Origin of the sequence: Streptomyces roseolus, from assembly GCF_014649855.1 — a bacterium.
Taxonomy (GTDB): Bacteria; Actinomycetota; Actinomycetes; order Streptomycetales; family Streptomycetaceae; genus Streptomyces; species Streptomyces roseolus.
The window spans coordinates 56,233-80,577 of record NZ_BMTV01000009.1; the positions used below are offsets into that span (position 1 = coordinate 56,233).

The 24,345-nt window shown below is 72.4% G+C and carries 24 protein-coding genes, 1 pseudogene and 2 riboswitches; of the genes and pseudogenes, 6 read left to right on the top strand and 19 right to left on the bottom strand.

Annotated elements, in window-relative coordinates; translation table 11 throughout:
• Positions 1–11: 11 nt before the first annotated feature.
• The 6 genes and pseudogenes from IE245_RS12780 to IE245_RS12805 all read right to left on the bottom strand — a co-directional run bounded on the left by IE245_RS12780 (position 12) and on the right by IE245_RS12805 (position 5,164).
• Positions 12–1,010, bottom strand: a complete 999-nt coding sequence (locus IE245_RS12780; RefSeq protein ID WP_189946942.1) for a methionine synthase — start codon at positions 1,008–1,010, stop codon at positions 12–14.
• 7 nt (positions 1,011–1,017) lie between these two features.
• Positions 1,018–1,707 (bottom strand): SDR family oxidoreductase, encoded by a 690-nt coding sequence (locus tag IE245_RS12785; RefSeq protein WP_189946943.1) that lies wholly within the window; start codon positions 1,705–1,707, stop codon positions 1,018–1,020.
• Between the two features lie 22 nt (positions 1,708–1,729).
• Positions 1,730–2,320 (bottom strand): hypothetical protein, encoded by a 591-nt coding sequence (locus IE245_RS12790; RefSeq protein WP_229851253.1) that lies wholly within the window; start codon positions 2,318–2,320, stop codon positions 1,730–1,732.
• Positions 2,317–4,103: pseudogene (locus tag IE245_RS12795) on the bottom strand (alpha/beta hydrolase). Before IE245_RS12795 ends, IE245_RS12790 begins: the two are co-directional and overlap by 4 nt.
• A complete protein-coding gene (locus tag IE245_RS37700; RefSeq protein WP_268256549.1) occupies positions 4,100–4,234 on the bottom strand; it encodes a hypothetical protein in 135 nt (44 codons plus the stop codon). The pseudogene IE245_RS12795 and the gene IE245_RS37700 overlap by 4 nt, the downstream one beginning before the upstream one ends.
• A gap of 396 nt (positions 4,235–4,630) precedes the next feature.
• A complete protein-coding gene (locus tag IE245_RS12805) occupies positions 4,631–5,164 on the bottom strand; it encodes an LOG family protein (RefSeq protein WP_189946944.1) in 534 nt (177 codons plus the stop codon).
• 135 nt (positions 5,165–5,299) lie between these two features.
• On the opposite strand from IE245_RS12805, the gene IE245_RS12810 reads away from it, so the two are divergent.
• The gene (locus IE245_RS12810) at positions 5,300–5,887 is read left to right on the top strand and encodes an alpha/beta fold hydrolase (protein WP_189946945.1); all 588 of its coding nucleotides are present in this window, start codon (positions 5,300–5,302) and stop codon (positions 5,885–5,887) included.
• A 15-nt stretch (positions 5,888–5,902) separates the two neighbouring features.
• On the opposite strand, the gene mnmA is transcribed toward IE245_RS12810, so the two are convergent.
• Positions 5,903–7,027 (bottom strand): tRNA 2-thiouridine(34) synthase MnmA, encoded by a 1,125-nt coding sequence (gene mnmA / locus IE245_RS12815; RefSeq protein ID WP_189946946.1) that lies wholly within the window; start codon positions 7,025–7,027, stop codon positions 5,903–5,905.
• Positions 7,028–7,088: 61 nt separating this feature from the next.
• Here mnmA and IE245_RS12820 point away from each other — a divergent pair, with 61 nt between their 5' ends.
• Positions 7,089–7,769 carry an N-acetylmuramoyl-L-alanine amidase gene (locus tag IE245_RS12820; protein WP_189946947.1) on the top strand — a complete coding sequence of 227 codons (681 nt, stop codon included), beginning with the start codon at positions 7,089–7,091 and terminating at the stop codon, positions 7,767–7,769.
• On the opposite strand, the gene IE245_RS12825 is transcribed toward IE245_RS12820, so the two are convergent.
• The 11 genes from IE245_RS12825 to IE245_RS12875 all read right to left on the bottom strand — a co-directional run bounded on the left by IE245_RS12825 (position 7,762) and on the right by IE245_RS12875 (position 19,151).
• On the bottom strand, positions 7,762–8,925 hold the full coding sequence (locus IE245_RS12825) for a cysteine desulfurase family protein (RefSeq protein ID WP_189946948.1): 1,164 nt from the start codon (positions 8,923–8,925) through the stop codon (positions 7,762–7,764). The two genes, IE245_RS12820 and IE245_RS12825, sit on opposite strands and share 8 nt — an antisense overlap.
• A 94-nt stretch (positions 8,926–9,019) precedes the next feature.
• The gene (locus tag IE245_RS12830; protein ID WP_189946949.1) at positions 9,020–9,883 is read right to left on the bottom strand and encodes a thioesterase family protein; all 864 of its coding nucleotides are present in this window, start codon (positions 9,881–9,883) and stop codon (positions 9,020–9,022) included.
• Positions 9,884–9,906: 23 nt separating this feature from the next.
• Positions 9,907–10,584: a trimeric intracellular cation channel family protein gene (locus tag IE245_RS12835; RefSeq protein ID WP_189946950.1), complete on the bottom strand. Its 678-nt coding sequence runs from the start codon at positions 10,582–10,584 to the stop codon at positions 9,907–9,909.
• Between the two features lie 69 nt (positions 10,585–10,653).
• Positions 10,654–11,859, bottom strand: a complete 1,206-nt coding sequence (locus tag IE245_RS12840; RefSeq protein ID WP_189946951.1) for an ABC transporter ATP-binding protein — start codon at positions 11,857–11,859, stop codon at positions 10,654–10,656.
• Positions 11,856–12,848 carry an ABC transporter ATP-binding protein gene (locus IE245_RS12845; RefSeq protein WP_189946952.1) on the bottom strand — a complete coding sequence of 331 codons (993 nt, stop codon included), beginning with the start codon at positions 12,846–12,848 and terminating at the stop codon, positions 11,856–11,858. The genes IE245_RS12840 and IE245_RS12845 overlap by 4 nt, the downstream gene beginning before the upstream one ends.
• A 1-nt stretch (position 12,849) precedes the next feature.
• A complete protein-coding gene (locus tag IE245_RS12850) occupies positions 12,850–13,809 on the bottom strand; it encodes an ABC transporter permease (RefSeq protein WP_189946953.1) in 960 nt (319 codons plus the stop codon).
• A complete protein-coding gene (locus IE245_RS12855; RefSeq protein WP_189946954.1) occupies positions 13,809–14,804 on the bottom strand; it encodes an ABC transporter permease in 996 nt (331 codons plus the stop codon). Before IE245_RS12855 ends, IE245_RS12850 begins: the two co-directional genes overlap by 1 nt.
• Before the next feature lie 95 nt (positions 14,805–14,899).
• On the bottom strand, positions 14,900–16,567 hold the full coding sequence (locus IE245_RS12860) for an ABC transporter substrate-binding protein (RefSeq protein ID WP_189946955.1): 1,668 nt from the start codon (positions 16,565–16,567) through the stop codon (positions 14,900–14,902).
• Positions 16,568–16,794: 227 nt separating this feature from the next.
• Positions 16,795–17,589 carry an enhanced serine sensitivity protein SseB C-terminal domain-containing protein gene (locus tag IE245_RS12865; RefSeq protein WP_189946956.1) on the bottom strand — a complete coding sequence of 265 codons (795 nt, stop codon included), beginning with the start codon at positions 17,587–17,589 and terminating at the stop codon, positions 16,795–16,797.
• Positions 17,590–17,647: 58 nt separating this feature from the next.
• Positions 17,648–18,388 carry an enhanced serine sensitivity protein SseB gene (locus IE245_RS12870; RefSeq protein ID WP_189946957.1) on the bottom strand — a complete coding sequence of 247 codons (741 nt, stop codon included), beginning with the start codon at positions 18,386–18,388 and terminating at the stop codon, positions 17,648–17,650.
• A gap of 100 nt (positions 18,389–18,488) precedes the next feature.
• A complete protein-coding gene (locus IE245_RS12875) occupies positions 18,489–19,151 on the bottom strand; it encodes an AAA family ATPase (RefSeq protein ID WP_189946958.1) in 663 nt (220 codons plus the stop codon).
• 172 nt (positions 19,152–19,323) lie between these two features.
• Positions 19,324–19,427, top strand: a riboswitch (glycine riboswitch).
• 1 nt (position 19,428) lies between these two features.
• Positions 19,429–19,526, top strand: a riboswitch (glycine riboswitch).
• Between the two features lie 53 nt (positions 19,527–19,579).
• On the opposite strand from IE245_RS12875, the gene gcvT reads away from it, so the two are divergent.
• The 4 genes from gcvT (at position 19,580) to IE245_RS12895 (ending at position 23,991) form a co-directional block, all read left to right on the top strand.
• On the top strand, positions 19,580–20,704 hold the full coding sequence (gene gcvT / locus IE245_RS12880; protein WP_189946959.1) for a glycine cleavage system aminomethyltransferase GcvT: 1,125 nt from the start codon (positions 19,580–19,582) through the stop codon (positions 20,702–20,704).
• A 77-nt stretch (positions 20,705–20,781) separates the two neighbouring features.
• A complete protein-coding gene (gcvH, locus tag IE245_RS12885; protein ID WP_189946960.1) occupies positions 20,782–21,159 on the top strand; it encodes a glycine cleavage system protein GcvH in 378 nt (125 codons plus the stop codon).
• A gap of 24 nt (positions 21,160–21,183) precedes the next feature.
• Positions 21,184–22,452 (top strand): serine hydroxymethyltransferase, encoded by a 1,269-nt coding sequence (gene glyA / locus IE245_RS12890; protein ID WP_229851254.1) that lies wholly within the window; start codon positions 21,184–21,186, stop codon positions 22,450–22,452.
• Positions 22,453–22,605: 153 nt separating this feature from the next.
• Positions 22,606–23,991 carry an L-serine ammonia-lyase gene (locus IE245_RS12895; protein WP_189946961.1) on the top strand — a complete coding sequence of 462 codons (1,386 nt, stop codon included), beginning with the start codon at positions 22,606–22,608 and terminating at the stop codon, positions 23,989–23,991.
• A 70-nt stretch (positions 23,992–24,061) separates the two neighbouring features.
• Here IE245_RS12895 and IE245_RS12900 read toward each other — a convergent pair whose 3' ends face one another.
• Positions 24,062–24,301: a hypothetical protein gene (locus IE245_RS12900; RefSeq protein WP_189946962.1), complete on the bottom strand. Its 240-nt coding sequence runs from the start codon at positions 24,299–24,301 to the stop codon at positions 24,062–24,064.
• Positions 24,302–24,345 lie beyond the last annotated feature (44 nt).

Below are 24,345 nucleotides of genomic sequence, written 5' to 3' on the forward strand. Positions count from 1 at the left end.
TCAGCACCCGGTCACTCTGGGTTGTCCGCGAGCGATCTCGCCGCCCGGGCGCAGTGGGCGAGCGCCGCCCGGGCGTACGCGGGCGAGGCGCCCGCGAGCCCGCAGGCGGGGGTGACGACCACGGACTCGGCGAGAGTCCCCGGGTTCAGCCCCAGCCTGCGCCACAGCGTCCTGACACCCATGACGCTACCTCCCGGGTCGGACAATGCCGTGTCGGTGGACGGCACCACACCGGCGAAGAGCGTCGTGCCCGCCTCCACGGCCTCGCCGATCGGCTCCTCGTCACGTTCGGTGAGCAGGCCGAAGTCGAACGAGACGCCGGCGGCCCCGGCCCGGCGGAGCAGCCCGAAGGGCACTCCGGGGGCGCAGGAGTGGACGGTGACGGGCCCGTCGTGGGCGGCGATGACGTCCCGCAGGGCGGACTCGACGACCTGCCGGTCGACGGCCCGGTGGGTGCGGTAGCCGCTGGCCGTGCGGACCTGCCCGAGGAGGACGGCGGTCAGCGAGGGCTCGTCGAGCTGGAGCACGATCCTGGCGCCGGGGATCCGCTTGGCGACGTCGGCGAGGTGCTCGCGCAGGCCCTCGGCGAGGGAGGCGGCGAGGTCGCGGCAGGCGCCGGCGTCGCCCAGGGCCGCCTCTCCGCCGCGGAGCTCCAGGGCGGCGGCGAGCGTCCACGGCCCGACGGCCTGGACCTTGAGGGGGCCCTCGTACCCCTGGGTGAACTCCTCCAGGGCGTCGAGGTCCTCGCCGAGCCAGGAGCGGGCGCGGCGGGTGTCGCGGCCCGGCCGGTCGCTGATCCGCCAGCCGCTGGGCTCCACGTGCGCGTACAGGTCGACGAGCATGCCGAGGGTGCGGCCGATCATGTCGGCGCCGGGGCCGCGGGCGGGCAGTTCGGCGAGGAAGGGGAAGTCCTCGAAGGTGCCGGTGACGGTCTTGGCGGCCTCGCGGGCGTCACCACCGGGCAGGGACCCGACGCCGGTGGCGGGGCCCCACTGTGCGATGTCGTTCATGGTGTCGCTACCGTCCCGGACGGACCGTCAGGTCGTTGACCTCGGCGTCCCGCGGGAGGTCGAGGGCCATCACGATGGTGGTCGCCACGGACTCGGGGTCGATCCACTTCCCCGGGTCGTACTCCTTGCCCTCCTGCTGGTGCACCTTGGCCTGCATGGGGCTGGCGGTGCGGCCGGGGTAGACGGAGGTGACGCGGACGCCGTTGCCGTGCTCCTCGTGGCGCAGCGAGTCGGCGAGCGCCTTCAGGCCGTGCTTGGAGGCGGCGTACGCGCTCCACTCGGCGTGCGCGTTCAGCCCGGCGCCGGAGTTCACGAAGAGGACGTGCCCCTGGGAGAGGCGGAGCTGGGGCAGGAAGTGCCGGGTCAGCTCGGCGGGGGCGACCAGGTTGACGTTCAGCTGGTGGTGCCAGGCCTTGGGGGTCAGCTCCCCCACCCCGCCGAGGTCGACGACGCCGGCGACGTGCAGCAGCGAGTCGATCCGGTCGGGCAGGCTCTGGTGCGAGAACGCCCAGGAGAGCCGGTCCGGGTCGGCGAGGTCGCCGACGAGCGTCCGGGCGCCGGGGAACTCCGCCGCCAGCTCCTTCGCCCGCCCCGCGTCGCGCGCGTGCAGCACGAGCTCGTCCCCGCGCGCGTGCAGCCGCCGCGCGACGGCCGCGCCGATGCCGGAACCGGCCCCGGTGATCACATGAGTAGCCATGGGGCCATGCTCCCACCTGCGGTCAGGAGGAGGGGGCGGGGGCGGGCGTGGTGGCCGGAGTCGTGGCGGACCAGAAGTCGGAGTGGACGTTGGGGGTGGGGATCTTGCCGTAGGGGTAGGCGGGGCCGTTGGGCTTGGTGGTCGGGTCGGCGACGTCGGACTTCTCGACGCACGGGGTGGTGAGGTCGAAGAACGCCTGGCCCTTGTACCCGATCGTGAGATCGAACAGGAAGCCGTCGGTGCTCCGGGCGAAGATGGACGGCATCTCACGGTCCTGGTTCACGCCGGTGATCTCGTAGCCGCTCTTCTTCCAGAAGCGTTCGATCACGCCGAGGAAGCTGCCGCGCCTCTGTTCGGAGATGACCGTGGTGACGGTCCGGCGCCGCGTCACCGTGCAGCTTCCGCTGGTCCAGGTGTCGTGGGCCCACTGGACCTCCGGCGCGACCGCTCCCAGCGTGGCGTCGAGGATCGCGTCCGCCCGCTCCGCCGCTTCCTGCATGTTCATGTCGTTCCTCCCTCGTCCGTCGCCGTCCTGCCCCCCGCACCCCGCGAGCACCGCGCCCGTCATGACGACGGAGACGGCCGCCCGTACGATCCGTCCCGGTCGCTTCATCGGTGCTCCTCCGTGGTGATCTTCTCGGACCGCCCGGCGACGATCCTGGCGATGTTGTTGGCGGACTCGGGATCCAGCTCCGGTGTGAAGTACTGGGAGTGGGCGTCGAACCCGCCTCTGTCCCAGAGCATCCGCGGACCGTCGTCGACCTTGAAGCGACGGGCGTCGAAGGCCTCGCTCGCCGGGTCCTTGCCGAAGTACACGTCGTCGTCGCCGATGTCCCAGAGGTCGCGGGCGACCAGCACGCCCACCGGCCCCGACGTCAACCAGCCCATGGCCGCCTCGTCCTTGCTCGGCAGGTGGGTGACGGGGTCGTTGTCGGCGGCGCCGACGAAGACGTGGTCCTTGCCGACCCCGAGTTCCGTCGCCTTCTGCGCGTCCACGCCGGGGCTGCCGAGGAGGATGATGTCGTCCGCGCCCGGGATCCCGCCGGGCCGCTGGGCGGCCGTTCCCACGGTGAGCGAACCGTAGGAATGGCCGATCGCCGTGACGTGGGGATCCGCGTTCTGGTTGGTCGCCGAGAGCCCCGCCATGAACTCGTTGTACGCCGGGGCGCCCCGCTGGGCGTCGCCCCTCGTCATGACGTCCGCGAGCTGCGGCGCGTCGTACCCGAGCCAGATGATGGAGGCACTGGACGGGTCGAGACGCCGGGCGCCCCTGGCCGTGTCCTGCGCCCGCTTCATCGTGTCGTCGACGAACTCCTCGTTCAGCTTCGTCCCCAGGCCCGGGACGTAGGCCGAGACGTTCTTCGACGTGTCCGGGTTGCCGCACGGAGCCGATCGCGCGGCCGTTGCCCTCGTCGCCGATGCCGAGGAGGAACATCGGCGGGTCGCTCGGCGCGTTCAGCTTCTCCTGGATGCCGCGCAGGGCGTCCAGCTTCGTCTTCGCTTCGTCGCCGCCCTCCCGGGCCAGCTCGTCCATGAGGATCGGCAGGTAGGTGCGGTTGGCCTCGTCGCGGGCCGTGGCCGGGATGCCGTCGAGGCCGCCGACCAGGTCCGGGGCGACCTCCGGGTACTCCTCGCGCTGCTCGTCCGTCAGGCCGTCCCACCACTTCTTGCGCTCGGCGGGGCTCTTGTCGGCCGGCACGTCCTCGCCGAGGTACATGCCGGCCGTGCCGCGCACGTCGGCGGTGTCCAGGCGGACGTCCTTCAGGGTGGCCTCGGTGACGTCGAGGCCCTTCTCCGCCTTCAGGCCGGTGAGGGTCCTGGCGTACCGGGCGTCGACCTCGCCGGCGGAGCGCAGGGCTCGGGCGATGCGGTCGGCGACGGACTGGGCCTTCGCCTGGTTCGGGTTGAGCGGCAGGAAGCCAGGGAAGCCGCCCTGGGGGCTGCCGAGGGTCGGCGCCTCGAGGGGGAGACGGGCGCTGCCGCGGACGGTGCCGCCGGGGGCCTGCTTCGCCGTGCCGGCCAGGTCGGTGACCTCGGCGGCGGGGTAGCCGACGGAGCCGTCCTCGTGGACGGTGAGGCCCTGGGCGGAGGCGTCGGCGAGCGCGTTCCTCAGCTGCGTCTGCGGCTCGGCGAGGTCGGCGGCGAGGCCGTTGAGCGTCGTCCTGACGAGGCCGCACTCGCTGTGCAGGTACTGGAAGTTGCGGCTGAGGCGCTTGAGCCGGCCGAGGGCCGCCTCCGCCGACTCGCTCTCCTGCGTCTCGCGGAGCTTCGCGGACATGGCCCGGTCGACCCGGGTCCGGTCGGTTCGACACCTGGTGCCAGGCGTCGCCCGCCTCCGTGAGCTCGGAGGTCCTCAGGTCGCGCAGCTGCTGCCAGGTGAGGGTGGCGGCGGTCATCGCTTCTCCTCCCCGGGCCTGGTGTCGATGGAGGCGAGGGAGCTCTTCACCGAGGCGTCGGTCTCGCCCATCTCCTTCGCGACCGCGAGCAGCGTCCCCTGGAGCGCCTCGCATTCGTCGCGTACGGACACGAGGCGGTCCCCCCACGACCGGCGCACGTCGTTCAGCGCGGCGAGCGCGGAGAGGCCGGCGGCTCCGGAGGAGACGCCCTCGTGGCCGGGGCCGAGGGCGGCGCGGCTCGTCCCGGTGCTGGTCCTTACGGCGCCCGCCGTGCCGGAGGCGCTGGTCCAGGGGCCGTCGCTGTGCTTGAGGTTGCCCGTTCCGGACGTGCCCGAGGGGGCCGCCCCGATCCGTGGAGGCCAGATTCATCCGGGTGTCGTCCCCGACCGTCCCGAAGATGTCCTGCCCACGCTGCGTCGGGCTCACGATCCCCCGATCCCCGTTGCGTGTCGTGTGCGCCCGACGACCTTAGCGGAGCTCGTTCCGGAGTACGCAATCGCGAAGCGGAGCCGGGCGGTCAGCTCAGCTCAGCTCAGCTGCCGCTCCAGGTACGCCAGGGCCGCCGGGCCGTCCTCGGCGAAGAAGGCGAGGTCGGCGAGGGGGCGCGGGAGGAAGCCCTCGTCCTCCATGCGGCGGAACTGGAGCTTGAGGCCGTCGTAGAAGCCGGCGGTGTTGAGGAAGACGACGGGCTTCGTGTGCTTGCCGTGCTTCTTCAGCTCCAGGATCTCGGTGGCCTCGTCGAGGGTGCCGGTGCCGCCGGCCATGACGACGATCGCGTCGGACTTGGCGAGGAGGAGCGCCTTCCGCTCGGCGAGGTCCTTGGTGACGGTCATCTCGTCGGCGCCCGGGCGGGCCTTGGCGGCGAGGAAGTCGACGGAGACGCCGACGAGGCGGCCGCCGGCCTCCTGGACGCCGTCCGCGACGACCTTCATCAGCCCGGTGTCGGAGCCGCCCCAGACGAGGGTGTGGTCCGCCTTGCCGAGGAGGCGGGCGAAGTCGCGGGCGGGGGCGGTGTAGCGCTCGTCGAGGTCGGCGGCGGAGAGGAAGACGCAGATGTTCATGCCGACACCGTAGGACACGTCCGACATCTCCACGGCCCTGTTTTCTTTACGGCTCTGACCTGCGGGTTCCATGTTTCTTCGGGAATTTCCCGGCCGCGGCGATGAGTTGTGGCGCGCCCGCCGGTCTGCCCTGCCATGGACGAGGTGAAGACGGTCGTGTCACGGGACGGGACGCCGATCGCGTACGCGCGGTACGGCTCGGGAGCCGCGGACCGGCCCGCGGTGGTGCTGGTGGGCGGGGCGCCGGGGTCGGGCGCGGACGGGGTGCCGCTCGCCCGTCTGCTGGCCCGGAGCCACGCCGTGTACGTGTACGACCGCCGGGGGCACCTCGGGAGCGGCTACGCGCCGGAGCGGGAGTTCGAGGACCTGGCGGCGGTCCTGGCGGCGGCGGGACCCGGCGCGGCGGTGCACGGCACCGGGACGGGCGGGGTCCTCGCGCTCGCGGCCGCGGCGGCGGGGGTGCCGGTGGGGGCCGTCTCGGTCTTCGAGCCGCCGTACGACGGGCGCAGGCCCGTGCCGGAGGTCCACGCGCGCGTGCTGGTGGTCGACGGGGGCGCCAGCCCGGCGCCGGTCCGGCGGGCGGCCCGGGAGCTGTCGGCACGGCTGCCGCGCGCCCGGCACCGGACGCTGACGGGGCAGACCCACGAGGTGGCGCCCCATGTGCTGGCGCCGGTCCTCATGGACTTCGTGGCGGACGCCGTGGAGCCGGCGGAGGTGGTGTGAGCCGGGCCGTCCCCGTCACGCGGGGGCGGCGGCCGTGCGGCGTGCCGTCGTGGCGATCGTCGCCGAGCCCACCACGCGCGTGCCGGCGTAGAGGACGATCGCCTGGCCCGGGGCGACGCCCCGGACGGGCTCGTCGAAGGTGACCTTCAGTTCGCCGTCCTCCAGGGTCGCGCTCACCGCGGTCTCGCCGCCGTGGGCGCGGAGCTGGGCGGTGTAGCGGCCGGGTCCTTCGGGGGCGGTGCCGCACCAGCGGGGCTTGATCGCGGTGAGGGCGGTGACGTCGAGGGCCTCGGCGGGGCCGACGGTGACCGTGTTGTTCACGGGTGAGATGTCGAGGACGTAGCGGGGCTTGCCGTCGGCGGCGGGGTGGCCGATGCGGAGGCCCTTGCGCTGGCCGATGGTGAAGCCGTACGCGCCCTCGTGGGTGCCGAGCTTCGTGCCGGACTCGTCGACGATGTCGCCCTCCGCCTTGCCCAGGCGGCTCGCGAGGAAGCCCTGGGTGTCGCCGTCGGCGATGAAGCAGATGTCGTGGCTGTCGGGCTTCTTGGCGACGGCGAGGCCGCGCCGCTCGGCCTCGGCCCGGATCTCGTCCTTGGTGGTGAGGGTGTCGCCGAGCGGGAACATCGCGTGGGCGAGCTGCTGCTCGTCGAGGACGCCGAGGACGTACGACTGGTCCTTGGCCATGTCGGAGGCGCGGTGCAGCTCGCGGGTGCCGTCCTCGTTCAGGACCACGGTGGCGTAGTGGCCGGTGCAGACCGCGTCGAAGCCGAGGGCGAGCGCCTTGTCGAGCAGGGCCGCGAACTTGATCTTCTCGTTGCAGCGCAGGCACGGGTTGGGCGTGCGGCCCGCCTCGTACTCCGCGACGAAGTCGTCGACGACGTCGGCGCGGAAGCGCTCGGCGAGGTCCCACACGTAGAAGGGGATGCCGATGACGTCGGCGGCCCGGCGCGCGTCGCGCGAGTCCTCGATGGTGCAGCAGCCGCGGGCTCCGGTGCGGAAGGACTGCGGGTTCGCGGAGAGCGCGAGGTGCACACCGGTGACATCGTGGCCGGCCTCGACGGCTCGGGCGGCGGCGACGGCGGAGTCCACGCCGCCGGACATGGCGGCGAGGACGCGAAGGGGGCGCGGAGTCTCAGTCATAGCCCTACCAGAGTACGGGGCGGCGGGAACCGTCCGGCCGGGACCGAGCGTTCCGGTAGGCATGGGGAGCGAGAACGGCGCGAAGAAGGCCGGAAAGAAGCGGGGGGTCCGGCGCCGCACCGTGCTGCTCGGCGGCGGCGTCGCGGTGGCGGGCACGGCGGTCCTGGCGCGCGAGGAGCTGGCGCGGGCCTGGTGGCGGCTGCCGGGGATGGAGAAGCCGCGCACGGACGGGGCGCTCGACCACGGGGCGGCGGAGTGGACGGCGGCGCACCAGGCGAACTGGCGGCGGGCGGACCGGCCGGACGACTACGGGATCGACCGGGTGGTGATCCACGTGGTGCAGGGCTCGTACGCGACGGCGCTGAAGGTCTTCCGCAATCCGCTGCACGGGGCGGCCACGCACTACGTGGTCCGCAAGGACGGGCACGTGGCGCAGATGATCCGGGAGCTCGACGTGGCCTTCCACGCCGGGAACCGGGACATGAACGAGCGGAGCATCGGCATCGAGCACGAGGGCTTCGTGGACCGGCCGAAGGACTTCACGGCGGAGATGTACGCGGGCTCGGCGCGGCTGACGGCGGACATCTGCCGGCGGTACGCGATACCGGCGGACCGGGAGCACATCATCGGCCACGTCGAGGTCGAGGGCACCGACCACACCGATCCCGGCCCGCACTGGGACTGGGACCGCTACATGGAACTGGTGCGGCGGGAGCTCACCAAGCCGGTCCGGGCTAGCTGAGCCCCGCGGTGCGGGCGCGCTCGACCGCCGGGCCGATGGCGTCGGCGACGGCCTTCACGTCCTCCTCGGTGGAGGTGTGGCCGAGGGAGAAGCGGAGGGTGCCGCGGGCCAGGTCGGGGTCGGTGCCGGTGGCGAGGAGGACGTGGCTGGGCTGGGCGATGCCGGCGGTGCAGGCGGAGCCGGTGGAGCAGGCGATCCCGGCGGCGTCGAGCAGGAGGAGCAGCGAGTCTCCCTCGCAGCCGGGGAAGGTGAAGTGGGCGTTGGCGGGGAGCCGGTCGGCCGGGTCGCCGCCGAGGACCGCGTCGGGGACGGCCGTGCGGACGGCGGTGACGAGCGCGTCGCGCAGGGCGCCGATCTCGCGGGCGAAGGCCTCCTGCCCCCCGGTGGCGACGCGGGCGGCGGTGGCGAAGGCGGCGACGGCGGGGACGTCGAGGGTGCCGGAGCGGACGTGCCGCTCCTGCCCGCCGCCGTGCAGCACGGGGACGGGGGTGTGCTCGCGGCCGAGGAGCAGGGCGCCGATGCCGTACGGGCCGCCGATCTTGTGGCCGGAGACGGTCATGGCGGCGAGCCCGGAGGCGGCGAAGTCGACCGGGAGCTGGCCGACGGCCTGGACGGCGTCGGCGTGCAGCGGGACGCCGAACTCGGCGGCGGCGTCGGCGAGCGCGCGGACCGGCATGACGGTGCCGATCTCGTTGTTGGCCCACATCACGGTGGCGAGGGCGACGGACCCCGGGTCGCGGGCGATCGCCTCCCGCAGCGCCTCGGGGTGGACCCTGCCGTACGCGTCGACCGGCAGGTACTCGACGTCGGCGCCCTCGTGGCCGGCGAGCCAGTCGACGGCGTCGAGGACGGCGTGGTGCTCGACGGGGCTGGCGAGGACGCGGGTGCGGCGCGGGTCGGCGGCGCGGCGGGACCAGTAGAGGCCCTTCACGGCGAGGTTGTCGGCCTCGGTGCCGCCGGAGGTGAACACCACCTCGCTGGGGCGGGCGCCGAGCGTGGCGGCGAGGGTCTCGCGGCCCTCCTCGACGGTCCGCCGGGCGCGCCGCCCGGCGGCGTGCAGGGAGGAGGCGTTGCCCGTGACGGCGAGGTGGGCGGTCATCGCCTCGATCGCCTCGGGGAGCATGGGCGTGGTCGCGGCGTGGTCGAGGTAAGCCATGGTGGGTCGATTCTACGAGCCCCGGGGCGGCGCTCCCCGCCGCGCCGCCCTCCCCGCGCCCGGCGGGTGCGGGCGGGCGCGGGGGCGTACGCGGTCAGCCGCGCGGGGCGCGGGCCAGCTGGCGGGACTGGGCGACGAGGCGGTCGGCGCTGTCCCAGACCTCGGCGTCCTCCTCCAGGAAGCCGCCGGCGAGGTTGCGGGTGGTGATGGAGACCCGCAGCGGGCCGGGGGCGGGGCGGCAGCGGATGTGGGTGGTGAGCTCCACGGTCGGCGTCCAGCCCTTGAGGCCCAGCTCGAAGGAGGTCGGGGGCAGCGCGTCGACGGCGAGGAGCAGGGAGAGCGCGTCGGGCTCGCGGCCGTCGGCGAGGCCGAACCAGGCGCGCATCTCGCCCTTGCCGGAGGGGGCGCCGATCGCCCAGCCGACGCAGGCGGGGTCGAGGCGGAGGTCCAGCCGGTCGGTGATGGCGGAGGAGCCGGGGATCGGCGGGGCCGGGCCGTCGGAGGCGCTGAAGCACCGGTCGATCGGGGCGAGGGCGGGCGGCACCGCGCTGGTGCGGACCTCGTCGGTGAGGGCGTCGAGGTCGCCGTAGGAGGCGAGGACGCGGATCCGCTCGACCTCGGTGCCGTCCTCGACGTACTGGTAGAGGGAGGCGGTGCCGGTGGAGAGGGTCCGGCCGGTGCGGACGGTCTCGGTGCGGACGACCGCGGGGCCCGGCACCGACGGCGTGAGGTAGTGCGCCGAGATGGTGAAGGGGTCGGGGTGCGGCAGGTGGTCGCCGAGGGCGCGGCCGAGCAGGGCGAGGAGGTAGCCGCCGTTGACGGCGTGGATGATCGTCCAGCCGGCCGAGAGCTCGGTGTCGTAGACCCCGGGCTCGCGGAGGGTGACGGCGGTGTCCCGGTCGAACTCGCTGAGCGCCGCGGCCTCGGCTGCGGGGCTCGTCTGGGTGCTCGTGCTCATGCGGCCGACCGTACAGCAGAAAACTACTGAGCGGTAGCTTTTTCGGGCTCCTCGCTGGCGGACGAACGGCGGTTCCAGGCGCGCGGCGCGCGCCAGTGGTAGCGCATCGCGAGCAGCCGCAGGAGGAAGGCGGTGAGCACGGCGGTGCCGCTGGTGTAGGCGTTCAGGACCTCGAAGCGGATGCAGAGGACGACCATGGTCGCGCCGACGATCGCGGGCACGGCGTAGAGGTCGCGGTCCCAGCGGAGCAGGGACGGCACCTCGTTGGCGAGGACGTCGCGCAGCACGCCGCCGCCGACGGCCGTGGCGAGGCCGAGCGCCGCGGAGGAGGTGAGGCCGAGCCCGTAGTCGTACGCCTTCGTCGTCCCGGTCACGCAGAAGAGGCCGAGGCCGGCCGCGTCGAAGACGTTCACGGCGGTCTGGGTGCGCTCCACCTCGGGGTGGAGGAAGAAGACGAGCGCGGTGGCGACGAGCGGCATGAGGAAGTAGCCGAGGTCGGTGAAGGCGGCCGGGGGCACGGCTCCGATGATGAGGTCGCGCAGGAGGCCGCCGCCGAGCGCGGTGACCTCGGCGAGGACCGCCATGCCGAAGACGTCGAAGTTCTTCCGGACGCCGAGGAGGGCGCCGGAGATGGCGAAGACGAAGATGCCGATGAGGTCGAGCGTGTGTTGGACCGACGGGCTGAACAGATCGTGGAGCACCGAGCAATTGTGCCGTGCGTACGGGAAGGGCCCGGCCGCACCACGGCGGCCGGGCCCTTCCCCGGTGCCCTACTTCTCCTCGGAGCCCTCGCCCGAAGCCACCGGGGTCTCGGCCTTCGGAGCGGCCGGAGCCTCGTCCGCCGAGGCCGCCGGGGTCTCGGCCTCCGGGGCGGCCGGGGCCTCCTCCTTCGGAGCCACCGGGGTCTCGGTCTCCGGAGCGCTCTCCGGCTCCTGCGTCGTCTGCGCCGGGATCACGACCGCGGCGGTGCCGCCCGCCATGGGGAGCTCGCCCGACCGGATCTCCCGCGTGAAGTGGCAGGCCACCTTGTGGCCGCCGCCCGCGTCCGTGAGCTCCGGGCGCTCCTGGGAGCACTTCGGCTGGGCCCACGGGCAGCGGGTGTGGAAGCGGCAGCCGGCCGGCGGGTTGGCCGGGGAGGGCAGGTCGCCGGTCAGGAGGATCCGCTCGCGCCGCTCCTCGGCCTCCGGGTCGGGGACGGGCACGGCCGACATGAGCGCCCGCGTGTACGGGTGCAGCGGCTCCTCGTACAGCGTGTCGCTCGGTGCCTCCTCGACGAGGGAGCCGAGGTACATCACGCCGATGACGTCCGAGATGTGCCGGACGACGGCGAGGTCGTGGGCGATGACCAGGTAGGTCAGGCCCATCGACTCCTGGAGCTCCTCCAGGAGGTTGATCACCTGGGCCTGGATGGAGACGTCGAGCGCGGAGACCGGCTCGTCGCAGATGACGAGGTCGGGCTCCAGGACCAGCGCGCGGGCGATGCCGATGCGCTGGCGCTGGCCGCCGGAGAACTCGTGCGGGTAGCGGGAGAGGCTGTTGGCGGGCAGGCCCACCTTGGCGAGGATCTCCCGGATCCTCTCCCGCCGCTCGTCCTGGTTCGCGCCGATCCCGTGCGCGGCCATGCCCTCGCTGAGGATCGACTCGATGTTCTGGCGCGGGTTGAGGCTGCCCAGCGGGTCCTGGAAGACCATCTGGAGCCGGCGGCGGAAGGAGCGCAGCTCCTTCTCCGGCAGCTTGGCCACGTCGGTGCCGTCGAGGACGACGGAGCCGTCGGTGACGTCCACGAGCCGCAGCACGGCGCGTCCGAGGGTGGTCTTGCCGCAGCCGGACTCGCCGACGAGGCCGTACGTCTGGCCCGCCTCGACCTTGAGGGAGATGCCGTCCACGGCGTAGACGTGACCGACGGTGCGGTCGAAGAGGATGCCCTTCTTGACGGGGAAGTGGACCTTCACGCCGTCGAGTTCGAGCAGGCTCATGCCGGTACCTCCGTCGTGGCGAGGACCGGGTTCGCGCAGCGGGCGCGGTGGCCGGCCGCGCGCGGTTCGGTCAGTTCGGGCGTGCCGGTGAGGCACTCCATCTCGTACCGGTCGCAGCGCGGGGCGAAGGCGCAGCCGTCGGCCCAGGCGATCTGGTCGTTGATGGACCCGCGGATCGGGTGGAGCGGTTCGCCGCGCGGGGCGTCGAGCCGGGGGATGGAGCCGAGCAGGCCGTGGGTGTACGGGTGCGTCGGGTGGGCGAACAGCTCGCGCCGGCCGGCCGATTCGACGACCTTGCCGGCGTAGAGGACGTTCACCTGGTCGCAGAGGCCGGCGACGACACCCAGGTCGTGGGTGATCATCAGCAGCGCGGTGCCCTCCTGGTCGACGAGCTCCTTGAGGAGTTCGAGGATCTGGGCCTGGATGGTGACGTCGAGCGCGGTGGTCGGCTCGTCGGCGATGAGCAGGCGGGGGGCGCAGGCCACCGCCATGGCGATGAGCGCGCGCTGCCGCATGCCGCCGGAGAGCTGGTGCGGGTACTCCTTGAGGCGCCGGTCCGGGTCGGGGATGCCGACCCGGTCGAGCAGGTGGGCGGCCTCCTTGCGGGCGGCCTCGCCCTTCAGGCCGCGGTGGCGCTGGAGGATCTCGGTGACCTGGACGCCGATGGGGACGACCGGGTTCAGCGAGGACAGCGGGTCCTGGAAGATCATCGCCATCTCGCGGCCGCGCAGGTCGCGCAGCTTCGAGGGGGAGAGCTTCAGCAGGTCGGTGCCGTCGAGCTCGGCGCGGCCGCCGAGGGTGACGCCCTTGGCGGGCAGCAGGCCCATGAGGGCGAGCGAGGTCACGGACTTGCCGCAGCCGGACTCGCCGACGAGGCCGACGACCTGGCCCTGGTCGACGCTGAAGGAGACGCCGTTGACCGCCCGGACGTCCTTGCGGCCGCGGCCGCCGAAGGTGACGGTCAGTTCGTCCACGGTGAGCAGTGCCATGTCAGCCTCGCAGCTTCGGGTCGAGGGCTTCGCGCATGGCCTCGCCGAGCAGGGTGAAGCCGAGGGCGGTGATGACGATGCCGACCGCCGGGTACATGGACATCATCGGCTCGTTGTCGAAGAAGCGCTGGGCCGCGGAGAGCATGACGCCCCACTCCGGCACCGCGGGGTCGGGGTTGCCGAGGCCGAGGTAGGAGAGGGCGGCGGCCTCGATGATGGCGGTGGCGAGGCTGAGCGTCGCCTGGACGATCACCGGGCTGAGCGAGTTCGGCAGGATCTGGGTGAAGACGATCCGCCGCTTGCGGATGCCGAGCGAGCGGGCGGCGAGCACGTAGTCGCTGCCGCCCTGGGCGAGCATCGAGCCGCGCAGGAGGCGGGCGAAGACGGGGATCTGCACGACGCCGACGGCGATCATCACGGTGGTGAGCGACTGGCCCATCACGGCGGCGACGGAGACGGCGAGGAGCAGCGAGGGCAGCGCGAGCAGGATGTCGGTGACGCGCATGATGGCGTCGTCGATCCGCCGGCCGGCCTTCCCGCCGAGGGTGGCCGCGGCGCCGGACACGATGCCGACGAAGGCACCGATCAGCAGGCCGATGAGCATGGAGACGACGCCGACGAGCAGGGTCTGGCGGGCGCCCACGAGCATCCGGGAGAACAGGTCGCGGCCGAGGTGGTCGAGGCCGAACCAGTTCTCGGCGCGGGCGCCGACGAACTGGCCCCGGTTGGAGAAGACCTCGCCGCGCCAGGTCTGTTCGGCGGGGCCGTACGGGGCGATCCACGGGCCGATGATCGCGAGCAGGACGAAGCCGGCGATGATCACGGCGCCGATGATCGCCATCTTGCTGCCGCGCATGCGGCGCATGGCCTCGCGCCAGAGGCTGGAGCCGCTGGAGGTCTCGGTCTTCGCCGTGAGCTGGGCGAGTCGGTCGATCTTGGAAGCAGTGGTGGTGAGACTCATCAGTGCACCCGCACCCTCGGGTCGATGACGCTGTAGGCGAGGTCGACGAGCATGTTGATCACCACGTAGATCATGGCGATGAACAGGATGAAGCCGACGAGCACCGGGTAGTCGCGGGCGTCGATGGCGGTCCGGATGAAGGAGCCGATGCCGCCGAAGGTGAAGACGGACTCGGTGAGCACCGCGCCGGAGAGGAGGCTGCCGGTGAGCAGGCCGACGGCGGTGACGACGGGGAGCATCGCGTTGCGCAGGACGTGCCGGCCGCGGACGACCCGGCGCTCCAGGCCCTTGGACTCGGCGGTGCGGATGTAGTCCTCGCCGAGGACCTCCAGGACGCTGGCGCGGGTCATGCGGACGATGACCGCGAGCGGGATGGTGGCGAGGGCGATGCCGGGCAGCACCAGGTGCATGAGGGCGTCCCAGGCGGCGTCGAACTCGCCGGTGAGGACGCCGTCGAGGACGGCGAGGCCGGTGACGCTGGTGGCGTCGATGCCGGTGGTCTGGCGGCCGTAGGTTCCGAAGACGTCGCCGAAGGCGGCCTTGAGGAGCTGCGCCAGGAAGAAGACCGGGATGCAGATGCCGACGAGGGAGCCGGAGACGGAGGCCACGTCGAGCCAGCCGCCGCGCTTGCGGGCGGCGAGGTAGCCGAGCGGGATGCCCACGCTGACGGCGATGAGCATGGCCGCGAGGCTGAGTTCGACGGTGGCGGGGAAGCGCAGCACGAACTCGTCCCAGACGGGCTGTCCGGTCTGCACCGAGGTGCCGAGGTCGAGGTCGAGGAGTCGCTTGAGGAAGCGTCCGTACTGGACGTAGATCGGCTGGTCGAGTCCCAGCGCGCGGTTGATGCGCGCCACGTCGGCCTCGGTCGCCCGCTCGCCCAGGATCGCTGAGGCGGGTCCGCCGGGCAGCCGGTTCAGCCAGATGAAGAGCAGAACCGACAGGCCGAGCAGGGTGGGTATGAGCTGGAGAAGTCGTCGTACGACGAGTCGCAACACCCCGCGTGCCCCTTTCTTGCGTGTGGAGGGTGGTGGATGCGCGGACGCCCGGTCACGGCAGGAGCGCGTGACCGGGCGGACCGCTTACGGGGGTGTTACTTGAAGGAGACCTCGGCGAAGTTCTCCTGCGTCAGCGGGGAGACCTTCGGCGGGACCACGTTCTTGCCGAACGCGATGGCCGGCGGGGAGGAGGTCAGCGGGACGCCCGGGAGGTACTCCATGATCGCCTCGTTGGCGGCCTTGTAGAGGTCCGTGCGCTTGGTCGGGTCACCCTGGAGCGATCCGGCCTTCACCGCGTCGAAGACCTTCTTGTCGTCGAAGCCCCACTGCTTGCCGGGGCCGGCGAACCAGGTGCCGATGAAGTTGTAGCCGTCGTTGAAGTCACCGGTCCAGCCGAAGATGTGGAGGGCGCAGTCGCCGCTCTCCACCGCGTCGACGTAGTCCGGGTTCCACTTCTTCGGCTTCGGGTTGACCTTGATGCCGGCCTTCTCCAGGTCGGCCTTGAGCAGCTCGAAGATGTCCTGCGGGGCGGGCATGTACGGGCGGGTGACCTCGGTCGGGTAGCAGAAGTCGACCGACAGGCCGCTCGCGCCGGCGCCGGCGAGGAGCGACTTGGCCTTGGCGGTGTCGAACGGGTACTGCTTCACCTTGTCCGAGTGACCGGCGACGGTGTCGGGCATGAACTGGGTCGCGACCTTGCCGCCCTCGGGCAGCTGGGTCTTGACGATGTTCTCGCGGTCGACGGCGTGCGCGATGGCCTGGCGGACCTCGGGCTTCTTCAGCGCCGGGTTGGCCCCCTGCGTCATGCCGAGGTAGAGCAGGTTGAAGACGTCACGGGTCGGGACCTGGAAGCCCTCGCCCTCCAGGGTCTTGATGTCGGCGGGCGCGACGAGGTCGTAGCCGTCGATGTCACCGGCCTGGAGCGCCGCGCGGCGGCCCTCCTCGGTGTCGATCGTGCGGAAGACCAGGTTCTTCACCTTGGCCTTCTCGCCCCAGTAGTCGTCGAAGCGCTCCAGGGAGACTTCCTTGTTGCCCTTGTTCCACTTCGTGATCTTGTACGGGCCGGTGCCGGCGACCGTGCCGGCCTCCTGGCTGTACTTGGGGTACGAGATGGCGTCGCCGGCCTCGGTGAGCTGCTGCTTCGCGTACTCCGTGAGGGCCTTCGGTGAGTGGATCGCGAGGGCGTTCAGGGAGAAGCCGCCGGGCAGGTTGGCGGAGGGCTCGAAGACCTCGATGACGGCGGTGGAGTCGTCCTTGGCCGTGCAGGACTTGTAGTTCGCCTTGGGCGTCTCCTTGTCCTCGTTGGCCTTGAAGCCGCCCATGATGGTCTGCCAGTAGTACGAGACCGCGCTCGACTGGTAGGTGCCCTTCCAGTTGAACCAGTAGTCGTAGTTGGCGCAGACCGCCTTGGCGTCGAAGGCCTCGCCGTCGTGGAACTTCACGCCCTTGCGGAGGTTGAAGGTCCAGACCGTGCCCTCGGGGTTGCTGGACCACTTCTCGGCCAGACCGCCGACGAGCTTGCTGCCGCCGGGCTCGTGCTCCAGGAGCGCCTCGAACGCCTGACGGGTGACCCGGAAGGTCTCGCCGTCGCTCGCGAGGGCCGGGTCGAGGGAGGCGGGGTCGCCGGGGGCGCCGAACACGAAGGTGTCCTTGGCTCCGCCCTTGTCCCCCTCCTTCCGCTCACTCGCACAACCCGTGGCGATGAGGCCGACCGCGATGGCCGCCGTCAGAGCCCGGGTCGACCGGGAATTGAGTATGCGCATGGGTCCACCCCTGGGTCGCCCTGTCTGGTCTTGACCGGCCGAACGCTACTGGCGAGTGACGCGGCAGAGAACAGTCCGCATAGCGGTGATACCAACCTGAGACCCGGACACTCACCAAAACGGTCCGTTGCCGGACATCGGCGGCCTGAGCGGTCTCAAAGCGGACGCAAAACCCCGTCCCGGCAAGGAAATTCGGCCAGAACGGGGCAGGAGGGGACAGCGGACGGTCAGCGGTGCTGCGCGGGCGGATAGCCGTATCCCGGACGGTGGGATCCCACATGCCGGGACGGCGCTCCGTGCGCGTCGCGGTCGTAGAAGGGCCGGGCGTGGGCCTTCAGCCAGAGCGCCACCGGGTCGTACGCGTCGGAGAGCGCGACCGTCGAGACGGGCAGCCCCTCGGGGACGGCGCCGATCGACTGGCGCATCATCGCCCGCACCTCGTCGACGGCCGCGGCCGAACCGTCGTACAGGTCGAGGCCGATGACCAGGTACGGAGTCCCGAGCGCGGGCTGCACCCAGCCGCGGCGCAGCGAGCGGACGGCCGGGGTCCGGTGCGCGTTCTGGGTGAGCTGGGCGTAGAACTGCGGGATCTCCAGGGCGGGTTCGGAGACCCGGAGCGGCCCGGCGGGCATCCGGTCCAGGCCGGTGGCGATCCGGCGGAGGTCCGCCCAGGGGATGCCCACGCCGCCGCCGGGGGCGTGCGGGTTGAGCCAGACGCCCCAGCGCTCGGGGTAGAGGGAGCGGGCGATCTCGCGGCCGGTGACGCGCTCGTGGGCGCGGTGCCAGCCGGAGGCGGCGAGTTCGCCGGGCGAGGTGACGCAGGGCGCGTAGCCGTGCCCGTCGACCTCCATGTTGCCGTACTGGGCGTCGGGCGAGCCCGGGGTGCCCTGCCAGAGCAGCATGTACAGCTCGCCGTCGGCCAGGGCGTGCAGCAGCCCCTCGTACGCGTCGTAGCGTCCGGGCGCCACCTGGCGCAGCATCTGCTCGACCTCTCCGGTCCCGGCGCTGCCTGACGCGCTCACCCTGGGTCCCGCCCCTCTGTCTGTCTCGTACGGCTCGGTGGTTCGGTGGTTCGGTGGATCAGTGGACCGCGCGCTGGTAGAAGGGGCGCACCCGCTCCAGCATCCAGTCTCCGACGGGGTCGGCCGCCATGTCGAGGAGGATCAGGTTCACCGGCCAGGCGACCTCGACGCGGCCCAGGGCGCGGCCCAGCGCGTCCAGCGGGGCGTTGCGGTCGACGCCGTCCCAGCCCAGGAGCTGGACGCCGATGAAGAGGGCCGGTTCGGTGCCCTCGACGCTGGCGAGGGCGCGGCGGGCGGTGGCGACGACGCCGGTGGCCTCGAACTCGGCGGAGGCGGCGGCGAGGAAGTCGACCGGGTCGTCCTGCCAGTCGGGCTCGAAGAGCCGGACCCGGCCGCCGGACGCGGGGCCGTCCAGGGCGGTGCGGCCGACCCGGCAGAGCTCGGCGACGGCGGGCGGGGGCAGCGGGACGCCGACGGTGCCGCCGGGGTTCACCGCGATGCCGAGCTGCGGGGGCAGCCCGCGGGCGAAGTCACGGGCGGGCGCGACGGTGAAGGACATGTGGGTGCCGACGCAGGCGAGGAACTGCTCCTGGGAGCTGAAGACGGGAACGAAGGCGCCGCCGCCGATCTCCATGGTGGGGAGGTCCAGGTCGGGGCTGTCGGGGCCGCCGCCGTTCGGCAGCGGGACCCACACCTGGCTGCGGCCGAGCACCTCGATGAGCCGGCCTCCGGCCGCGGGCTCCCCGAGCGCGGCGGCGAGCGCCTCCTCCAGCTCGTTGCCCGGCCACGTCACGTCCACGGTGGTTCCGTCCCCTTCTCGTACGACCCTGGTCCCGGCCGTCCCGCAGCACCCTAACGCCGCCCCGCCCCGGCTGTGACCAGAACCCGGGCCGAGGGCCTCACACCGGGGCGCGGAAGCCGATGCGGCGCAGCGCGGCCGCCGCGTCCCGGTCGAGGAGGGTGGCGGACGCGCAGCCGCGCGGCGGGCGGCCCGCCTCGACGGCGGCGACGAGCCGGCCGACGGCCCTGCGGTGCCGGGCGAAGGCGTACGCGGACACCCCCCGGCCCCGCTCCCGCTGGCCGTCCCTGGCGGTGTCCGGGTCGACGTCGAGGAGGACCAGGTGGAGGGCGCGGCCGCGCCGGGCGGCCGCGCGGGCCAGCCAGCCGCGGACCCAGGACTGGGTGCCGCAGTCGTGGACGACGACCCCGGCGCCCGAGCGCAGGGCCCGGTGGAGCCCGGCGTAGTGCGCGATCCGGACCAGCGGGCGGTAGAGCGCGTACGGCAGGAAGGAGGGCATCCGGGCCTCCCAGCGCTCCCGGGTGTCCTGGGAGTCGATGCCGAGGCCCGCGGCGGCCCGCCGCAGCAGGGTGGACTTGCCGCTGCCGGGCAGCCCGGAGACGACCACGACGTCACCGGCGGCGAAGGCGAGGACGCGCGGTCCGCGGCCGCCCCGGTCGCGCAGGTCCCGCACCACGCGCCCGCGCCGCCGGGTCCTGGCGCGGGCCCGCTGGGCCGGTAGGGCGGCGTCGCCCGCGAAGGCGCCGGTGTGCTGGATCCTCATCGCTGCTCCCCCTGTCGGGTCCCCGGGGGACGTGCCGGGAGACCTCATGGAGACCCTTGCCCACGAAGTGTAAAGAAACGGTAATCCGAGACAAGCGATTTGCGGCGCCGACACCGTATGCGAGGATGTGCGCGCCAGGCGCGCAGCGCCGTACAACCGCATACCGGCCGCTCGAATCCGCGCGGGAGAGTTCCGGACCGGCCCGCTGGGCCGTCCGGGCGCCGAAGGAGCAAGACCCTCCCTTGAATCTCTCAGGCCCCGTACCGCGTGGACGAGGCAGATCTGAAAAGCGGGACACCCGTCGTGTCCCCACCCAAGGTGCAAGCCGGGGATGCCCCCGGTGAACCTCTCAGGTTCCATGACAGATGGGGAGGAACGTCCTTGCCTGTCATGTTTTCCGCCTTCGGGAACCGGGAGCCACGTCCACCATGAGCACCACCCCCCGTCTCACCGCCCTCGATGCCCTGCATCGTTCGCTGGGCGCGACCATGACCGACTTCGCCGGCTGGGACATGCCGCTGCGGTACGGCAGCGAGCGCGACGAGCACAACGCCGTCCGCACCAGGGCCGGCCTCTTCGACCTCTCCCACATGGGCGAGATCACCGTCACCGGCCCGCAGGCCGTCGACCTGCTCGACTACGCCCTGGTCGGCAACATCTCCACCGTGGGCAACGGCCGCGCGCGCTACACGATGATCTGCCAGGAGGACGGCGGCATCCTCGACGACCTGATCGTCTACCGCCTCGGCGAGACCGAGTACATGGTCGTCGCCAACGCCTCCAACGCCCAGACCGTCCTGGACGCCCTGGTCGCCCGCGCGCGGCACGACGGGGGTTTCGACGCCGAGGTCCGCGACGACCGCGACGCCTACGCCCTGCTCGCCGTGCAGGGCCCGGAGTCCCCCGGCATCCTGAAGCAGCTCACCGACGCCGACCTGGACGGCCTGAAGTACTACGCGGGCCTCCCCGGCACCGTCGCCGGCGTCCCGGCGCTGATCGCCCGCACCGGCTACACCGGCGAGGACGGCTTCGAGCTCTTCCTGAAGCCGGAGCACGCCGAGGGCGTGTGGAAGGCGCTGACCGAGGCGGGCGCGGGCGTCGGCCTCATCCCCTGCGGCCTCTCCTGCCGCGACACGCTGCGCCTGGAGGCGGGCATGCCGCTGTACGGGCACGAGCTGACCACCTCCCTCACCCCCTTCGACGCCGGCCTGGGCCGGGTCGTGAAGTTCGAGAAGCCGGGCGACTTCGTCGGCCGCAAGGCGCTGGAGGCCGCCGCCGAGCGCGCCGAGACCGCCCCGCCGCGCAAGCTGGTCGGCCTGGTCGCCGAGGGCCGTCGCGTCCCGCGCGCCGGCATGCGGGTGGTCGCGGGCGGCGAGGTCGTCGGCGAGATCACCTCGGGGGCCCCCTCCCCCACGCTCGGCGAGCCGATCGCGATGGCGTACGTCGACGCGGCCCACGCGGCCCCCGGCACCGAGGGCGTCGGCGTGGACATCCGCGGCACCCACGAGCCGTACAGGGTCGTGGCGCTGCCGTTCTACAAGCGCCAGAAGTGACGCGGTCGTCCCGGATCCCGTCTCACCCCGCAAGACCCCCGTACATCCGCACTCCCCCGGTACAGGAGAATCAGGTCATGAGCAACCCCCAGCAGCTTCGCTACAGCAAGGAGCACGAGTGGCTGTCGGCCGTCGAGGACGGCGTCGCCACGATCGGCATCACGGAGCACGCGGCCAACGCCCTCGGTGACATCGTGTTCGTCCAGCTCCCGGAGGTCGGCTCCACCGTGACCGCCACCGAGGAGTGCGGCGAGCTGGAGTCCACCAAGTCCGTGAGCGAGCTGTACTCCCCGGTGACCGGTGAGGTCGTCGAGGCGAACCAGGACGTCGTCGACGACCCGTCGCTGGTGAACTCCGCTCCGTTCGAGGGCGGCTGGCTGTTCAAGGTGCGCCTCACGGCCGAGCAGGACGACCTGCTCACCGCCGACGAGTACACCGCCTTCACCGCAGGCTGACCGAGACCCCCTAGGGATCGCTTCATGTCGCTTCTGAACACTCCCCTCCACGAGCTGGACCCGGACGTCGCCGCCGCCGTCGACGCCGAGCTCCGCCGCCAGCAGTCCACCCTCGAGATGATCGCCTCGGAGAACTTCGCTCCGGTCGCGGTCATGGAGGCCCAGGGCTCCGTCCTCACCAACAAGTACGCCGAGGGCTACCCGGGCCGCCGCTACTACGGCGGCTGCGAGCACGTCGACGTGGCCGAGCAGATCGCGATCGACCGGATCAAGGACCTGTTCGGCGCCGAGTACGCCAACGTGCAGCCGCACTCCGGCGCCTCCGCCAACCAGGCCGCGCTCTTCGCGATCGCCCAGCCGGGCGACACGATCCTGGGCCTCGACCTGGCGCACGGCGGCCACCTCACCCACGGCATGCGCCTGAACTTCTCGGGCAAGCAGTTCAACGTGGTCGCGTACCACGTGGACGAGGCCGGCCTGGTCGACATGGCCGAGGTCGAGCGCCTCGCCAAGGAGCACCGCCCGAAGGTGATCATCGCCGGCTGGTCGGCCTACCCGCGCCAGCTGGACTTCGCGGAGTTCCGCCGGATCGCCGACGAGGTCGAGGCGTACCTGTGGGTCGACATGGCCCACTTCGCGGGCCTGGTCGCGGCCGGTCTGCACCCGAACCCGGTCGCGTACGCGGACGTGGTGACCTCGACCACGCACAAGACGCTCGGCGGCCCGCGCGGCGGCATCATCCTGGCGAAGAAGGAGTTCGCGAAGAAGCTGAACTCCTCCGTCTTCCCGGGCTTCCAGGGCGGCCCCCTGGAGCACGTGATCGCGGCCAAGGCCGTCTCCTTCAAGGTCGCGGCCTCGGAGGAGTTCAAGGAGCGCCAGCAGCGCACCCTGGACGGCGCCCGGATCCTGGCCGAGCGCCTGGTCCAGGACGACGTCACGGCGCACGGCGTCTCGGTCCTCTCCGGCGGCACGGACGTGCACCTGGTCCTGGTGGACCTGCGGAACTCCGAGCTCGACGGCCAGCAGGCCGAGGACCGGCTCCACGAGGTCGGCATCACGGTCAACCGGAACGCCGTCCCGAACGACCCGCGCCCGCCGATGGTCACCTCCGGCCTGCGCATCGGCACGCCGGCCCTCGCCACCCGCGGCTTCGCCGCCGAGGACTTCACCGAGGTCGCCGACGTCATCGCCGAGACGCTGAAGCCCGGCTTCGACGCGGAGAAGGCCGAGTCGCTGAAGGCCCGCGTGACCGCGCTGGCCGAGAAGCACCCGCTGTACCCCGGCCTGAAGTAATTTCGTACGCTTTTGTTCGTACGAAAGCTCCGGGGCACCGCGCACACTGGACAGTGAGCGCGGTGCCCCGCCCCATGTCCCACCCCCCTCTCCCACGCTTTTCTGCTCCACCCCGGCAGACAACGGCGTCTAGCCCCCACAAGGAGTCCTCCCGTGGCCATCTCGGTCTTCGACCTGTTCTCGATCGGCATCGGCCCGTCCAGCTCCCACACGGTGGGTCCGATGCGCGCGGCCCGGATGTTCGCCCGCCGGCTGAAGAACGAGGGCCTGCTCGCCCACACGGCGAAGGTGCGGGCGGAGCTGTACGGCTCGCTCGGTGCCACCGGCCACGGCCACGGCACCCCGAAGGCGGTCCTCCTCGGCCTGGAGGGCAACTCGCCCCGCACGGTCGACGTGGAGCACGCCGACGAGGAGTTCGAGCGGATCAAGGCGAGCGGGCGGATCAACCTGCTCGGCGCCCACGAGGTCCCGTTCTCCTTCGACGACGACCTGGTCCTGCACCGCCGCAAGGCGCTGCCGTACCACGCCAACGGCATGACGGTCTTCGCGTACGACGCCGAGGGCGGGCTCGTGCTGGAGAAGACGTACTACTCCGTCGGCGGCGGCTTCGTGGTCGACGAGGACGCGGTGGCGGGCGAGAACCCGATCATCCCGGACGACACCGTCCTGAAGTACCCCTTCCGCACCGGCGACGAGCTGCTCCGGCTCACCAAGGAGACCGGCCTGTCGATCTCCTCCCTGATGCTGGAGAACGAGAAGGCCTGGCGCACCGAGGACGAGATCCGGGCCGGCCTCCTGGAGATCTGGCGGGTCATGCAGGCCTGCGTCTCGCGCGGCATGTCCCGCGAGGGCATCCTCCCCGGCGGCCTGAAGGTCCGCCGCCGTGCCGCTTCCCTGGCCCGCAAGCTGCGCTCCGAGGGCGACCCGGCGATGCACGCGATGGAGTGGATCACCCTCTACGCGATGGCGGTGAACGAGGAGAACGCGGCGGGCGGCCGGGTGGTCACCGCCCCGACCAACGGCGCGGCCGGCATCATCCCGGCGGTCCTGCACTACTACATGAACTTCGGGGCGGGCGGGGCCTCGGAGGAGGAGAAGGAGGACGGCGTCGTCCGCTTCCTCCTGGCGGCCGGCGCGGTCGGCATGCTCTTCAAGGAGAACGCCTCGATCTCCGGCGCCGAGGTCGGCTGCCAGGGCGAGGTCGGCTCGGCCTGCTCGATGGCGGCCGGCGCCCTCGCCGAGGTGCTGGGCGGCTCCCCCGAGCAGGTGGAGAACGCCGCCGAGATCGGCATGGAGCACAACCTGGGCCTCACCTGCGACCCGGTCGGCGGCCTGGTCCAGATCCCCTGCATCGAGCGGAACGGCATGGCGGCGGTCAAGGCCGTCACGGCGGCGAAGATGTCGATGCGCGGCGACGGCAGCCACCTGGTCTCCCTCGACAAGGTCATCAAGACCATGAAGGAGACGGGCGCCGACATGAGCGTCAAGTACAAGGAGACCGCGCGCGGCGGTCTCGCGGTGAACATCATCGAATGCTGAACCGCGCCCGTACGCGCACGTGACGAACGGCCGGTCCCGCCCCCACGGGACCGGCCTTCGCGCGTTCGGGTCAGGAGCGGACCCAGAGGACGATGACGTCCGGGCGGGTGGAGGTGAAGGGCTCGCAGAAGAAGATCGGGCCCCAGATCGCGTACCCGGCCCGGCCGGCGGCCTGGCACTCGGCGTACGAGGAGTGGTGGCTGCGCGGGGAGAAGCCGGGGCCCGCGGCCTCGGCCGAGCCGGCCGTGCCGAGGGCGAGGGCTCCGGCGGTGGCCGCGGTGGCGAGTGCGGCTGCGACGCGACGGTACATGGCATGTCCTCCTGAAATGAACGATGCGATGTGGTGCGTGGGGA